This is a genomic window from Edaphobacillus lindanitolerans, from assembly GCF_900156305.1.
Classification (GTDB): domain Bacteria; phylum Bacillota; class Bacilli; order Bacillales_A; family Planococcaceae; genus Bhargavaea; species Bhargavaea lindanitolerans.
Genome location: NZ_FTPL01000001.1, coordinates 27,696 through 41,670, shown reverse-complemented (window position 1 = coordinate 41,670; position 13,975 = coordinate 27,696). Strand labels below are relative to the sequence as shown.

General features: G+C 55.3%; 13 protein-coding genes and 1 riboswitch. Of the genes, 11 read left to right on the top strand and 2 right to left on the bottom strand.

Going from position 1 to position 13,975, the window contains the following annotated elements:
• Positions 1-59: 59 nt before the first annotated feature.
• The 3 genes from B0B07_RS00175 to B0B07_RS00165 all read left to right on the top strand — a co-directional run bounded on the left by B0B07_RS00175 (position 60) and on the right by B0B07_RS00165 (position 1,839).
• A complete protein-coding gene (locus B0B07_RS00175; RefSeq protein ID WP_076756368.1) occupies positions 60-764 on the top strand; it encodes a DUF421 domain-containing protein in 705 nt (234 codons plus the stop codon).
• Complete coding sequence (locus B0B07_RS00170) at positions 761-1,357, top strand: metallophosphoesterase family protein (RefSeq protein WP_076756367.1); 597 nt, start codon at positions 761-763, stop codon at positions 1,355-1,357. The genes B0B07_RS00175 and B0B07_RS00170 overlap by 4 nt, the downstream gene beginning before the upstream one ends.
• Positions 1,358-1,437: 80 nt before the next feature.
• On the top strand, positions 1,438-1,839 hold the full coding sequence (locus tag B0B07_RS00165) for a VOC family protein (protein ID WP_076757431.1): 402 nt from the start codon (positions 1,438-1,440) through the stop codon (positions 1,837-1,839).
• Positions 1,840-1,886: 47 nt separating this feature from the next.
• Here B0B07_RS00165 and B0B07_RS00160 read toward each other — a convergent pair whose 3' ends face one another.
• Positions 1,887-2,282: a reverse transcriptase-like protein gene (locus B0B07_RS00160; protein WP_076756366.1), complete on the bottom strand. Its 396-nt coding sequence runs from the start codon at positions 2,280-2,282 to the stop codon at positions 1,887-1,889.
• A 113-nt stretch (positions 2,283-2,395) separates the two neighbouring features.
• Here B0B07_RS00160 and B0B07_RS00155 point away from each other — a divergent pair, with 113 nt between their 5' ends.
• Positions 2,396-2,584: a zinc-finger domain-containing protein gene (locus tag B0B07_RS00155; protein WP_076756365.1), complete on the top strand. Its 189-nt coding sequence runs from the start codon at positions 2,396-2,398 to the stop codon at positions 2,582-2,584.
• Positions 2,585-2,683: 99 nt separating this feature from the next.
• Here the strand turns inward: B0B07_RS00155 and B0B07_RS00150 are convergent, their stop codons facing one another.
• On the bottom strand, positions 2,684-2,893 hold the full coding sequence (locus tag B0B07_RS00150; protein ID WP_076756364.1) for a cold-shock protein: 210 nt from the start codon (positions 2,891-2,893) through the stop codon (positions 2,684-2,686).
• A gap of 179 nt (positions 2,894-3,072) precedes the next feature.
• Between B0B07_RS00150 and B0B07_RS00145 the strand changes: the two genes are divergently transcribed.
• From B0B07_RS00145 to B0B07_RS00115, 7 genes are all read left to right on the top strand, one after another.
• Positions 3,073-3,795, top strand: a complete 723-nt coding sequence (locus B0B07_RS00145) for a gamma-glutamyl-gamma-aminobutyrate hydrolase family protein (protein WP_076756363.1) — start codon at positions 3,073-3,075, stop codon at positions 3,793-3,795.
• A gap of 229 nt (positions 3,796-4,024) precedes the next feature.
• Positions 4,025-4,804, top strand: coding sequence for an enoyl-ACP reductase FabI (gene fabI, locus B0B07_RS00140; RefSeq protein WP_076756362.1), 780 nt, complete (start codon positions 4,025-4,027; stop codon positions 4,802-4,804).
• 218 nt (positions 4,805-5,022) lie between these two features.
• Positions 5,023-5,157: riboswitch (FMN riboswitch) on the top strand.
• Between the two features lie 135 nt (positions 5,158-5,292).
• Positions 5,293-6,450: a bifunctional diaminohydroxyphosphoribosylaminopyrimidine deaminase/5-amino-6-(5-phosphoribosylamino)uracil reductase RibD gene (ribD, locus tag B0B07_RS00135; protein WP_076756361.1), complete on the top strand. Its 1,158-nt coding sequence runs from the start codon at positions 5,293-5,295 to the stop codon at positions 6,448-6,450.
• The gene (gene ribE, locus B0B07_RS00130) at positions 6,378-7,040 is read left to right on the top strand and encodes a riboflavin synthase (protein ID WP_076756360.1); all 663 of its coding nucleotides are present in this window, start codon (positions 6,378-6,380) and stop codon (positions 7,038-7,040) included. Before ribD ends, ribE begins: the two co-directional genes overlap by 73 nt.
• An 83-nt stretch (positions 7,041-7,123) precedes the next feature.
• Entirely contained in the window at positions 7,124-8,317 is a 1,194-nt protein-coding gene (locus B0B07_RS00125; protein ID WP_076756359.1) for a bifunctional 3,4-dihydroxy-2-butanone-4-phosphate synthase/GTP cyclohydrolase II, read from the top strand.
• Positions 8,318-8,342: 25 nt separating this feature from the next.
• Complete coding sequence (ribH, locus tag B0B07_RS00120) at positions 8,343-8,807, top strand: 6,7-dimethyl-8-ribityllumazine synthase (RefSeq protein ID WP_076756358.1); 465 nt, start codon at positions 8,343-8,345, stop codon at positions 8,805-8,807.
• Between the two features lie 660 nt (positions 8,808-9,467).
• On the top strand, positions 9,468-13,868 hold the full coding sequence (locus B0B07_RS00115) for a S8 family peptidase (RefSeq protein WP_076756357.1): 4,401 nt from the start codon (positions 9,468-9,470) through the stop codon (positions 13,866-13,868).
• The last annotated feature ends 107 nt before the right edge of the window (positions 13,869-13,975 follow it).

The window sequence follows — 13,975 nt, the reverse complement described above, 5'->3', positions numbered from 1 at the left end:
TTGATTATCAGACAGGCAGGGTACTCCATAATGAGGAAGACGATTATGGAGGAATGCCAATGGACTATTTGACGAATGCTTTGAAACTCATTGTCGCGCTGATTGCGCTTCTGGTAATCGTCCGGCTGCTCGGCAGGAAAGAGCTGGCCGAAATGACGCCTTTTGATATCGTTTACCTTCTCCTGTTTGGCGGCATTGTGGAAGAAACCTTGTTTGACAGCAAAATATCAGTCTGGAACTTACTGTTCACACTTGCCGTCTGGGCTTCCCTTATATTTTTGATTGAAAAGGTCGCACAACGCTCGGACAAAGGCAGGGTGATCCTGATGGGCAGGCCGGTCTATCTGATCCGAGACGGAAAATTGGACACAGAGGCGTTCAAGTCGAATGCGCTTGAAATGGAACAGTTGAGGATCATGCTGCGGCAAAGCGGGATCTTCTCTCTCCGTGAGGTAAAGGATTTATTCATCGAAACGAACGGAGCATTCTCGATCAACACCTTTGCCAAGTATAAACCGGCAACTGTCGGTGATCTCGGTCTGATTGAGAAAGAAGAGGAACCGAGTGTTCTGCTCATCGACAGGGGGACCGTCAAAAGGGAGATGCTCAGAACAATCGGCAAGAAGGAAGAGTGGCTGCTCGATTCGATGGCCGACCTCGGCTACGGCGGAGTTCAGGATATTTTATACTGTGAATGGTCAAAATCGGACGGGTTTTACGTCAGGACCTATGAAGACACCATGAAAGCGGGGGAGATAGAATGACATATGCGATATTCGGAGACATCCACTCCTCCGTACAGGATCTGGAGGAAGTGCTGGCGCACATCCGGCAACACGCACCCGGGGCCGCATTGATCGGGACCGGTGATTTGTTTGAATGCACGATCAGCAAGAAACGGGCACCGTTCGAGCGCTTCGAACGGCTGGATGAGGTGATGATCATGCCGGACGGTCTGTTGGATCTTCTCAATTTCCCTTCGGTGATGGGAAACCAGGAAGAGCGGATTGCGATGATCACCGAATCGGACGAACCGCTGCTTGAGAAAATCCGTAAGATGCCGGACCGCCTTGAAATCGGGGGTGCCGAAGTCATCCATGGCCATCAATGGACGTGGGGCGGGGACCCATGGACGCCGACTTTCCCCGAAGAAACCAGAGATCTTGTTTTCTACGGGCACAGCCATGAGTCTGGCCTTTACATAGACGGGGAGCCGATTGATATCGGTTTCGGCGTCCCGTATGATACAGGGAAGGGCCGGACGTTCGTCAATGTCGGACCTGTCGTCGGCAACCGCGAATGGGTGCTGTATGATCCGAAGGCGAAAACCGTTACATTCAGAAAAGTGATCGATTGAAAAGAGAAATGAAAAACAGCAGGGCAAAACCGGTCTGGATTGCCCTGCTGTTTTATTCGACTAAAAGGAGTGTATTCAGGATGGAGAAGGCAACACCGTTTTTAATGTTCCAAGGCGGGAAAGCAGAGGAAGCGATGAATTTCTACACGTCCCTCATTGAGGATTCGGAGATTACGGAAGTCGTCCGATACGAAGCGGGCAATCCGGGCGGTGACGAAGGGACCGTGATGCGCGCAAGTTTCACCCTGAAAGGCCGGGAATTCATATGCATCGACAGCAACATCCAACACGGATTTGACTTCACCCCGTCTTTTTCGATCTACCTGACTTGCAGCACGGAGGAAGAGATGGACCGCCTGTACGGTGAGCTGATCGGAGGCGGACAAGACCTGATGACACCTGGCGACTATGGGTTCAGCAGAAAGTTCGCCTGGCTCAACGATCGCTTCGGGGTTTCCTGGCAACTGGACCTTCCGTTCTGACACCGATCGAATTAAAATCCGGTTTCTGTCCAAAATCATAGTTCCGGTCAAAAGCTGCAGGCCTTCCGGATCCCTTCCCGTGCCAGGGCATCCGCCGCCCGGTTTTCCTCATCCGGAATCCATTTGATGAAGAGAAAATCAAAACCGTCCGAGATGGCGAGCGCGCGTTCCAGCAAGTCCCGGTGAACCGGATTTTTGGCATAGCGCTTCTCGACCGCGGACACGACGGCCTTCGAGTCGGACCTGACCGAGACGAGACCGGTCGTCCGCTTGGCCGCTTCCTCGATGCCGCGGAGAAGGGCAGTGAACTCGGCGGTATGATTGTCGAGGATTCCGGCATGCTCGGACACTTTGTCCAGATAGCCTTCGCCCCGTATGAAAATGCCGATGCCGCTCTCGCCGGGATTGCCGGCGGACGCACCATCTATGAATACTTCAAGCATTTCGCTGAACCTCCGTTCGGGGATCAATTTGTTTTCTGGGCGTTCCCTCATACTTGAAAGAAGACCGGGAAGACTATACAATATGGGAATCAAATTACATGGAGTGACACTCATTGAACAAAGTCAACCTCATCCAGGATATAGACGAGCTGCTGGACCGTTATTGTGACGGCTGCTTCCTGAAAAAGCAGCTGCGCGAAGATCACGGCAAGGCGGCAGCACACAAATTCTGCATTGACGGCTGCACCGTCGGAGAACAGCTTCGGTTTCTCGGCACGGAGCTGAATAAGATCGGACATTAAAAATCCCGCATGCACAGAAATGCAAGGCGGGATTTTGCTTGTTGATCAGTAAAATGCGCAGTTTGGCCGGGGACAACCGGATGATGCGCAGAGCCATCCTCACTCGCCGTCCAGCTTGACGACATTCGCCGCCTGCGGGCCACGGTTTCCTTCGATCACCTCAAAAGAAACAGACTGGCCTTCCTCGAGTGTCTTGAAACCGTCTCCCATAATGCCGGTGTAGTGGACGAATACATCCTCTCCGTCCGACATCTCGATAAACCCGTAACCCTTATCGTTGCTGAACCATTTCACTTTGCCCTGGTACATTATCCATCCCCCCGACGAGTCAAATGTCATCCGATACAGGGTATCCGGACCCATCTTTCAATATACATCATTCGACAAAACAGGTCAAACAAATGCGGAACTTTTCTGACCGGTTTTTCTGTCACGGACTGCGGGAATACTTAGTCAGGATAGAACGACAAAGAAAGAAGAGTGAGATCATGAAACCGATCATCGGAGTAACCGCACAAATGCAGGAGAACTTGTATGATTATCAGTTACAGCCTGTTTATATTTCCGCCATACTTCAAGAAGGGGGGATTCCGATCGTTCTCCCGATTGTGCCTCCCGAGGAAGTGGAAGAGGTACTGGATCTAGTGGACGGGATTGTCATGACCGGAGGATGGGACATCGATCCGAACTACTACGGAGAAGAACCACTGCCCGAAACCGGCATGCTGAATTTTGAGATGGATGAGTTCGACTCGACCGTGGTGAAGCAGGTGATCGCACGGGACATGCCATTCTTCGGGACATGCCGGGGCATGCAGATGCTGAATGTCGTGACCGGCGGAACACTTTATCAGTCCGTTCTCGACCAGATGGACCATCCGATCAAGCACAAGCAGGACCACGGCCGAAAGTTCCCCGTCCACCATGTGGAACTTGTGGGCGGAAAGATTCTCCAGCCGCTGTTTGAAAATGGCCGGACCCGGGTCAATTCGTCCCACAATCAGGGGGTCAAAACCGTCGGAGACGGCGTCACGGTCGCTGCAAAGGCACCCGACGGCCTCGTCGAGGCGATTGAACTGGAAGACAAGCGATTCATTCTCGGAACCCAATGGCATCCGGAGAACTTTGCCGTGAACGGACATGAACCGTCCCGTGAAATCATCGCGGAATTCATCCGTGCGGCTGTGGAGTACCGGGATACCCGAGGCTGAGCGAGCGCATTTGTTGGTGTACGGCCGTCACAGAAGGGTTTTCCCTTCCGGGGCGGCCTTCCGCATTCTCATCGGATGAAGGAGCATTGCGACCCGATCCGGTTCAGTCTGTTCTTTCTCCGGCAAAACCGCTCACCCGGCGGTTCCCGAATTCGGTCCGCTATGGTATACTTCACGTTAGCACCAGCTACTAAAGCTTGGTATAAACAGTTCGGGAGGCGTTCGGAAAATGGGAGATCTGCTGAAGTTGGAAGGTAAAAACATCGTCGTGATGGGGGTGGCGAATGAACGGAGCCTTGCCTGGGGGGTCGCGAAATCCCTCTATGAAACCGGCGCGAACCTGATCTTCACAAACCGCCAGGAACGCTCGCGCGCAAAGCTTGAGCGGATCCTTGAAAAAGAGGGCAGGGAAGCGAAGCTCATCGTACAGTGCGATGTGAATGATGATGAAAGTGTCAAGGAAGCGTTCCGCAGGATCGGCGATGAAGTCGGCACCATTCACGGCATCGTCCATTCCCTTGCATTCGCCAACGGGGATGACCTGAAAGATGACTTCATCAACACTTCCCGTGACGGCTATGCGTTCGCTCAGGACACGAGCGCCTACTCGCTCGTCGCAGTTGCGCGTGAAGCCCGCCCGTACATGACCGAAGGCGGTGCCATTGTCACGATGACCTACCTCGGCGCAGAGCGTGTGCTTGACGGCTATAACGTCATGGGGGTCGCCAAAGCCGCACTGGAAGCTTCCATGCGCTATCTGGCGAATGATCTGGGCAAAGACGGCATCCGCGTCAACGCCATTTCCGCAGGCGCCATCCGCACGCTTGCTGCCAAGGGGGTTCCGTCGTTCAACCAGATCCTCCATCAGGTCGAGGAAACGGCCCCGCTGAAGCGCAATGTGGATCAGCGGGAAGTCGGCGACATGACGACCGCCCTCCTTTCCAATATGGGGACCGGCGTGACAGGCGAAGTGATTTATGTGGATGGCGGATACCACATCATGGGATAATCCGCACAGGACAGCCGTTTGAAGACGGCTGTTTTTTTGTTGGCTGAAGAAGCATGAAAGGGAAGCCGGCGGCTTTGGCGCGGCCGGACAGTGCGTCACCCGTCCGCCGATTCTAGTTCTCCACGCAGAGCCGGTATCCGCCTACCCGGTGAAAGCGAAGAAGATTTACCCTTGAAGTGCCGAAAGCGTTATGAAATAATGAAATCGTACTTGAATAGGCAATCCTTCGGGGCGGGGTGAAATTCCCCACCGGCGGTGATGGCGCATGCCTCAGTCCGTGACCCGCATACGTTGCGGTGGATCCGGTGAAATTCCGGAGCCGACAGTGAAAGTCTGGATGGGAGAAGGATGTGCGTTGGAAAACGGCTGTTTCCAACGTTTCTTTAGGCATGTTTTTGACTCATGCACGCCCCGTATCTTCACTTGATACGGGGCGTTTTTGTATTTTTTTAGACGATTGGTCATCTGAACCGGAGGGAGGAAGACAATTGACGGAAGACCGATACATGGAGCTGGCCCTGGACCTCGCGGAAGGCGTGGCGGGCCAGACATCACCGAACCCGCCGGTCGGTGCGGTCGTGGTGAAGAACGGACGGATCCTCGGAATGGGGGCCCACCTGAAGGCGGGCGGCCCGCATGCCGAAGTCCATGCACTCAATGAGGCGGGGGAAGCTGCAGGGGATGCCCGGCTGTATGTGACCCTCGAGCCTTGCTGCCATACCGGGAAGACACCGCCATGCACCGAGGCAATCATCCGTTCCGGGATCACCAAAGTGATCGTCGGAACGACGGACCCGAACCCGACAGTCCATTACACCGGAATAAACAGCCTGCAGAAAGCCGGAATTGAAGTCGAAGTCCTGCATCACCCGCGGGCAGAGCGGATCATCCGGCCGTTTGAGCATTTCATCCGAACAGGCAAACCTTTTGTCACGATCAAAACCGCCGTTACAGCCGACGGCAAGACTGCCGCGCATACCGGTAACAGCCGCTGGATCACCGGCCCGGAAGCGCGCGAAGATGTCCACCGGCTCCGAAGCCGGCATGATGCCGTTCTCACCGGCGTCGGCACCATCCTTCACGACAACCCTCTCCTGACCTCCCGCCTGCCCCGCGGAGGAAAACACCCCATTCGAGTCATCTTGGACACGGATCTCCGGACACCGGTTCACTATAACATCATCATGAATACGGACGCTTTGACATGGATCGTCTGCGGAAGCGGAGCGCCCGAAGAACGCGAGCACGCACTTGCCCGGGCCGGTGCCGAAGTGATCAGACAATCCACCCCTGACATCCGGATTCCCGAATTGCTCCGACAGCTCGGCGGCCGGAACGTCCAGTCCCTGCTTGTGGAAGCGGGAGGCAAAGTGAATGCCTCGTTCATTGAAAGCGGTCATCTCAACCAATTTGTCCTGTATGTCGCCCCAAAGCTGATCGGCGGCTCGGGCTCACCAACGGCATTCGGCGGAACCGGTTTTCCGGATATGGGCGAAGCAGCCGGTCTTTCCTTTGAAGAGATCGAGCGAATCGGACAGGACATCAAAATCACGGCAATCAAGGAGGAGTCTGCATGTTCACAGGGATCATCGAGGAAATCGGGACAATCCGCACCTTCGCCCTCTCGGGTCAGTCCGCCAAGATGACGGTTGAAGCCGAGAAGATCCTTGAGGACGCCCATCTCGGCGATTCGATCGCGGTTAACGGGGTGTGCGTCACGATTTCAGGTTTCACCCGCAGCGGATTCACGGCCGACCTCATGCCCGAAACGGTAAAGTCGACGGCCCTCCGTCAATCAAAACCGGGAACCCGGGTCAATCTGGAGCGTGCCATGGCGGCCGGCGGGCGGTTCGGCGGCCACCTCGTTTCAGGCCACGTCGATGCAGTGGCTGAAGTGAAGGCAAGACGCCCGGAAGCCAATGCACTATATCTCATGCTCGGGATTCCCCCTGAGTTTGCACGGTATATCGTGAAAAAAGGTTCGGTTGCTCTCGACGGGACGTCGTTGACGGTTTTCGGTGCCGGAGAGGATTCGCTGACGGTGTCACTCATCCCCCATACCCAGGAAATGACCGTCCTGGCGAAAAAGAAACCGGGGGACCTTGTCAATCTGGAATGCGACATGATGGCAAAATACACCGAGCGACTGCTCGTTCAGGGCGGAAGACATGAAGAAATGCCGCATCGGCAGACTTCAATCGGACTGGAGCTGCTTCGGGAAAACGGGTTCGCATAAAACGTTCCATGCCCAAACCAGCGCGGAACGGAATCCAAAATCCCCTATCAAACAGACGGCCACATCAGAAAGGACGGATCTGCATGTTTTCAACAGTCGAAGAAGCGATCGAAGATTTGAAGAACGGCAAACTGATCATCGTGACGGACGACGAGGACCGCGAGAATGAAGGAGACCTGCTCGGCCTCGCAGACCTGGCGGACGCGGCCATGATCAACTTCATGGCCACTCACGGCAAAGGGCTCATCTGTCTGCCGATTGACGGTGAACGCGCCGCACGGCTCGGTCTGGAACCGATGGTGAACCGCACGAACGACAAATTGCATACGGCTTTCACAGTCAGCGTCGACCACAATTCTTCCACAACCGGCATCAGCGCATTCGAACGGGCCCGGACTGCACGCGAACTCATGGACGAACGGTCGGCCGCCGGAGACTTTATCAGGCCGGGCCATATGTTCCCGCTCGTCGCAAAGCCCGGCGGAGTCCTGGAGCGTCCCGGTCACACGGAAGCGGCGGTCGATCTCGCCCGGCTCGCCGGCCATTCACCGGGCGGCATCATCTGCGAAATCATGGATGAGGACGGATCGATGGCAAGGCTTCCGTCACTGACCCGGATGGCCCGGGAGCACGGGCTGAAGCTGATCAGCATCAAACAGCTGGCGGAGTACCGGAAAGTGCATGACCCGCTTGTCATACGGGAAGCGGAAACCGCGCTGCCGACCGATTTCGGTCCTTTCACCGTGTCCGGCTACACAGAACGGAACACCGGCCGTGAACATGTTGCCCTTGTCTGCGGAAACCTCTCCGGAGAAGGGCCGGTTCCGGTGAGAATTCACTCTGAGTGCCTGACGGGCGACGTATTCGGGTCGTGCCGGTGTGACTGCGGTCCACAGCTCCGGGCTGCCCTGCGGCAGATCCAGGAAGGCGGCAGGGGCATCCTTCTGTACATGAGGCAGGAGGGCAGGGGAATCGGACTCATCAACAAGCTCAAGGCATACAAGCTGCAGGAAGACGGCCTGGATACGGTCGAGGCGAACGAGCGGCTCGGCTTTCCAGACGACGCGCGCGAATATGCGACGGCTGCCGGCATTCTGCACGATCTTGGTGTGAAGGAAATTTTGCTCATGACGAACAATCCGCGCAAGATCGCAGGGCTTGAAGAATCCGGAATCCGCGTTTCCGGCCGGATTCCGCTTGAAGCCGGCCGCCGCGAGGAGAATGAACGCTATATGCAGACGAAGGCCGAAAAGCTCGGTCATCTGCTTCAAATCTGATAAAATCCTAAAGGAGAGACCCGACATGAATCGACTGGAAGGAAACTTGATCGGCAGCGACCTGCACATCGGAATCGTCGCGGGGAGGTTCAACGACTTTATCACTCGGAGCCTGGTGGACGGTGCACTCGATGCGCTGCGCCGCCACGGTGTGGCAGATGAGAATATCACGGTTGCACACGTTCCAGGTGCCTTCGAAATCCCGCTCATTGCGCGAAAAATGGCTGCCGGCGGCAAATACGATGCCATTGTCACGCTCGGCGCAGTCATCCGCGGGGCGACGGCCCACTTTGACTACGTCTGTTCAGAGACGGCCAAGGGCGTTGCACATGCCTCGTCCGAGTCGGGCATTCCCGTGATCTTCGGGGTTCTGACGACCGACACGATTGAGCAGGCGATCGAGCGGGCAGGAACAAAAGCCGGCAACAAAGGCGCAGAATCGGCAATTGCCGCGATTGAAATGGCCAACTTGCTCAGAATCATCGACTGAATTTAGGAAATGAAATGGATCCCCCGGAAGAGGCAGCCCTCTTCCGGGGGTTTTTATATGACAGTTGCATGACAGAAGGGAGACGAAGGACATGTTTCCTGATCTGGTACCAATTACGCAATATTTCGACTTCATTTGAGAAAAAAGCGACGCCTATTTTCAATCACCCGCCAAAAGGCACATCGGTTTGTTGGTTATGATAGATGAAAAGGCTCGTTTCCATCAGATTGTTTTATGCATCTTATTTCCGGAACGGACTTCAATCCGACTTTTTATTCATTTTAACTGCTCTTTTAAAATATGCATCGTTGCATAATCAAAAGACCTATAAAGAAAATTGCATCATCCCGGCCTTTTCGGCTTGGTCACGGTTATACGGGCGGTTGCGGGATTCCGCCTTTAGTCCCTGTCGGCAGCCGGGCCGATTAGTCGGAAGGGGGCATCTTTTTTTACCAGACTTCAATCGGTCGAAAATACTGATTTTTTTATTATATGATGGGATTAACATCCAGAGGTCGAATTGCACACCGAAGAGACAAAACCAAATCAGCGGAAAGGAGGCAGAAGGGGAGGATCGTCTCCCTTCCCGAAGGGCAGATGGTCCGGGGGTTGCAGAACGCACCACACTATCATCGCCATCAAAAGGGAGGTAAAAACGGTATGCCGGTAACGAAGAAGAAGCAAAAAACGTCCAGGCTGTTGAGCATGGCCGCATCGGTTCTCATGGTGTCGTCCCTGATCGTGCCTGGTATCGTGTCGGCGGAAAGCAGGACAAGCGTTTCGGCGGTCGACACCGGAAAGGTGATCGGAGAAAAGCTGAGTGATCGGCTGATCAGCGAATTCAAAAAAGACGACAAAGTAACATTCCTCGTCAAATTCAAGGAACAGGCAGACACCGAGACTGCAGCGGCGGAAGCAAGAAAAACCGCCAAGGACGAAAAATTATCGGCGCATAAAGCAAAACTCGCCCAGCGTTCCGCTGTCGTATCGGAATTGAAGGCGACCGCACAGGAATCCCAGGCAGATGTCAAGAAGTATCTCAAGCTCATGGAAAAGAGCGGAGACGCGGAAAATATCCGTTCCTATCACATCGTGAACGGGATGGCCGTAACGGCCACGAAAGATGTAGCGGAAAAGATTGCCTCTTTCCAGGAAGTGGAGAAAATCCTGCCGGATGAAACTAGGGAATTGAATGTGACCAAGACACCGGAAGCGAAAACCCCGAAATCCAAAACCGCCAACGTCGAATGGAACGTTGAACGCGTAAGGGCTCCCGAGACTTGGGCACTCGGAATCGATGGTGCGGGCACGGTGGTTGCGAGCATCGACACCGGCGTTCAATGGGATCACCCGGCACTGAAAGAAAAGTATCGCGGGTACAATGCAGCGACCGGAGAAGCGAACCATGACTTCAACTGGTTTGACGCAACTGCAGGCCGAGGCACGCCATATGATGACCAGGGGCACGGAACGCACGTGACGGGCACGATGGTCGGAAGCGAGCCGGGCGGAAACAACCAGGTCGGAGTGGCACCGGGTGCAAAGTGGATTGCCGTAAAAGCATTCACGGCTGCCGGCGGTTCGGACAGCGACTTGCTCGCAGCGGCCCAGTGGATCCTGGCTCCACGGGATGCTCAGGGCAATGAGCGTGTCGATATGGCACCGGATGTCGTCAACAATTCATGGGGCGGAGGACCGGGACTTGATGAGTGGTACCGGGACGTAGTACGCAATTGGCGCGCTGCAGAAATTTTCCCTGAGTTCTCGGCAGGGAACACGACGTTGGGCAACCCGGGCGGACCGGGATCGGTCGCATCGCCGTCCAACTATCCGGAATCGTTTGCTACGGGAGCCACTGATATCAACAACAAAGTGGCCGGCTTCTCCCTCCGGGGACCATCGCCGTATTCCGAGATCAAACCGGATATTTCTGCACCGGGCGTCAATATCCGGTCGTCCGTGCCTGGCAGCGGCTATGAAGGCGGATGGAACGGAACATCAATGGCCGGTCCGGCAGTTTCTGCGGTTGCAGCGATGCTCCGCCAGGTGAATGCCGACATCACCGTGGACGAGATGGAGCAGATCCTGATGGACACGGCGAAGCCTTTGACCGACAGTGAATATCCGACATCTCCGAACCACGGGTACGGATATGGGCTCGTTGATTCATTCTCGGCTGTTTCCTCACTGATCAGCGGTATCGGAGGAATCGAAGGCCGTGTGATGAAAGAAGGCGACGACAGCGAGGCGCCCGCGTTTGAACATGAGGCACCTGCAGAAACATATGCGGGCATGGATCTTGAACTCTCGATCCGCGCAACGGACAATGTGTCGATTTCAAACGTGACGCTGAATTACACGGATGCTGAAGGCAACGAACAGACGAAGGAAGCAGTCCGTGTTTCCGGCTCGTTCACGGACGGCACCTATGCGGTGACGGTTCCGGGTGAGCATATCGCCGGAGACAGCTTCGATTACAGCTTTACGGTCAACGATTTTGGCAACAACACTGTAACCGCAGGTCCTTACTCGGTCAGTGTGCAGCCGGGCATTACAACCGGTTACTTCACCGATTTTGCACAGAAACCAAACGGATGGGAATCGTTCGGCGAGGCTGACAGCTGGGAGTGGGGTGTCCCGACATCTGGACCGGGATCCGCTGCCAGCGGTGATAATGTGTATGCCACCAACCTGTCCGGACCATATGCCAACTATATGAACGCCACGCTCGTCATGCCTCCGGTCGACCTTCCGGATGGCCAGAGCTTCCTGCAGTTCAAGCACTGGCATAACTTCGAGGAATCCTCGGCAGGACATGCATGGGACTACGGACATGTGTTCATTTCGACAGACTATGAAAACTGGACCCAGCTCCGGAAGATACAGGGCAGTTCCGGCGGCTGGATCGACACGGAAGTTGATCTGTCCGACTATGCCGGCCAGCGCGTTTACATCGGGTTCAACGCATATTCCGATGTCAGCGTGACGCGTGACGGATGGTATATTGACTCCGTCGGCCTGTCCGATGCCTCGAACGCACCGGATGCGTCCAAGGACAAGCCGGGCAAAGGGAAGGACAAAGGAAATGAAGAGAAAAGCGATGACAAGCCGGGCAACCAGCTTGCAAACATCCTGGGCAAAGGTCTTCAGCCTGAAGCGATCAAGGACAAAGGGCCTGGACTCACGCTGAAAAAACCGGTCGATCCGACAAAGATCAAACCGGTGATGCCGAAAAAGGAAATCAAGCCGATTGAAGACGGCAAAACACCGGCTCCTGTTCTCCTGCCGCTCGGCGCAAAGGTGAACGTACTGGAAACGGGCAGCTCGGTTTATACAAACCCTGCAAACGGCACCTACTCGATGCGCACTCCGGCGGGCGACTACACGCTCATGGCTGAAGCCTACGGATACCGCTCCGCCGAGCAGAACGTATCGGTGGCACCGGATGAAACATCGAACGCCAACTTTCTTCTTGAAGAAGTTCCGATGAACACGGTCAGCGGGTCGATCACTGACGCCTCCGACGGCGAGCCTGTAGCCGGAGCAACCGTCTATCTGGTCGAAGACGCGAACGTCGCACCTGTGGAAACGGGCGCGGACGGCGGCTATTCGATCTCCGCATACGAAGGCAGCTACACGGTGAAAGTGGTCGCGAACGGATATCACGGACAGGAAGCAAGGGTCACCATCGGCGAAGACGGCGCGGTCCAGAACTTTGAACTCGAGCCGTTCTATACGGTGCCGGGTGATGAGATCGGATACGATGACGGGACTGCCGAGAATGCCCGTGCCTTCTATGACGCCGGCAACGGCTGGAGCGTCAAAATGACATTGCCTGAAGGGAAGGAACAAGGCATCGTCTCGGCAGGGGTCTTCCGCTTCTGGGATACCGAATGGCCTGTTCCTGGCGGGACTGAATTTGCGGTAGAAGTGTGGGATGCAAAAGGTGCGGACGGTGCCCCGGGCAAGAAGATTGCCGGACCATTTGATGCCACCGCACTCCGCAATGGGGAATGGACGGTCGTCGACCTGAGCGAACACGCCATCACGGTCGGAAAAGACTTCTATATGGTCTACATCCAGACGAAGGCCAATCCGAATACTCCGGGCCTCGCTACGGATGAAAACGGACCGAACGCAAAGCGGAGCTACCAGTTTGTCGGCGGCGCCTGGTCGCCAGCACCGGCAGATGAAGGCAACTACATGATCCGCGCACGTGTTGATTTTGAAGTCGTGGCTCCGGTCATCACCTCTCCGGCGGAATCCAGCCTGACAAACGAGCCGGCACTCACGGTTGAGGGAACCGCTTCTCCTACGACGGATATCCGCCTTGACAACAACGGGGAAGAAGTGGGAACGGCCACTGTGGGCGACGACGGCAAATTCAAGTTTGACGTGACACTCCAGGAAGGTGAAAACACGTTCACTGCAACATCACTGCTCGGAGGCAAGACAACCGGCACATCCGAACCGGTAACGGTCACACTTGATTCTGCGGCGCCTGAGTTGTCAATCGACAGCCCGGCCGACGGGGACAAGACGAATCGCGAAACGGTCACGGTCCAGGGGACGGTTTCCGATGACCATCTTGATTCGGTGACTGTAAACGGACAGGCTGCGGATGTCAAGGACGGCAAATATTCCAAGCGGGTCCTGCTCGACAACGGCCGCAACAAGATTGACGTGGTGGCGACCGACGGTGCAGGAAACCGGTCTGCCGCAAGTGTGACGATTACGGCGAAGTACGATGCGCCGAAAATCTCGAACCTGACTCCGGCAGAAGATGTCCATGTCAAGACCGGGCAGACCGTCAAGTTTGAGTTCGACAGCGATCCGGGACTGAAGGCGAGCTTCTTCATGCACATGCCGCTGACAAACCATGTCAGCCAGGCAACAGAGCTCCCGATGATGGAAACGGCACCGGGCCATTATGTCGGATACTGGACGGCGCCTTCTAGCCTGACGGCTGATGGTGCACGGCTTGAAGTCAAGATCCAGGATGACTTCGAAAACGTGACAAGACAAGTCGCTCCGGGCAAGATCTTCGTCAATATGGATTGATCCGACCCGGAAGGCTCCGGAAGCAACCATTGCTTCCGGAGTTTTTTTTGAACAATTATAAGAATAGAGACTGACTTGAAAAATAAGTTTGACAAATTGGTGAATAG

Coding starts and splice junctions, on each gene's coding strand:
- B0B07_RS00175 (WP_076756368.1), top strand. CDS start 60: ATGGACTATTTGACGAATGCTTTGAAACTCATTGTCGCGCTGATTGCG.
- B0B07_RS00170 (WP_076756367.1), top strand. CDS start 761: ATGACATATGCGATATTCGGAGACATCCACTCCTCCGTACAGGATCTG.
- B0B07_RS00165 (WP_076757431.1), top strand. CDS start 1,438: ATGGAGAAGGCAACACCGTTTTTAATGTTCCAAGGCGGGAAAGCAGAG.
- B0B07_RS00160 (WP_076756366.1), bottom strand. CDS start 2,282: ATGCTTGAAGTATTCATAGATGGTGCGTCCGCCGGCAATCCCGGCGAG.
- B0B07_RS00150 (WP_076756364.1), bottom strand. CDS start 2,893: ATGTACCAGGGCAAAGTGAAATGGTTCAGCAACGATAAGGGTTACGGG.
- B0B07_RS00145 (WP_076756363.1), top strand. CDS start 3,073: ATGAAACCGATCATCGGAGTAACCGCACAAATGCAGGAGAACTTGTAT.
- fabI (WP_076756362.1), top strand. CDS start 4,025: ATGGGAGATCTGCTGAAGTTGGAAGGTAAAAACATCGTCGTGATGGGG.
- ribE (WP_076756360.1), top strand. CDS start 6,378: ATGTTCACAGGGATCATCGAGGAAATCGGGACAATCCGCACCTTCGCC.
- B0B07_RS00125 (WP_076756359.1), top strand. CDS start 7,124: ATGTTTTCAACAGTCGAAGAAGCGATCGAAGATTTGAAGAACGGCAAA.
- ribH (WP_076756358.1), top strand. CDS start 8,343: ATGAATCGACTGGAAGGAAACTTGATCGGCAGCGACCTGCACATCGGA.
- B0B07_RS00115 (WP_076756357.1), top strand. CDS start 9,468: ATGCCGGTAACGAAGAAGAAGCAAAAAACGTCCAGGCTGTTGAGCATG.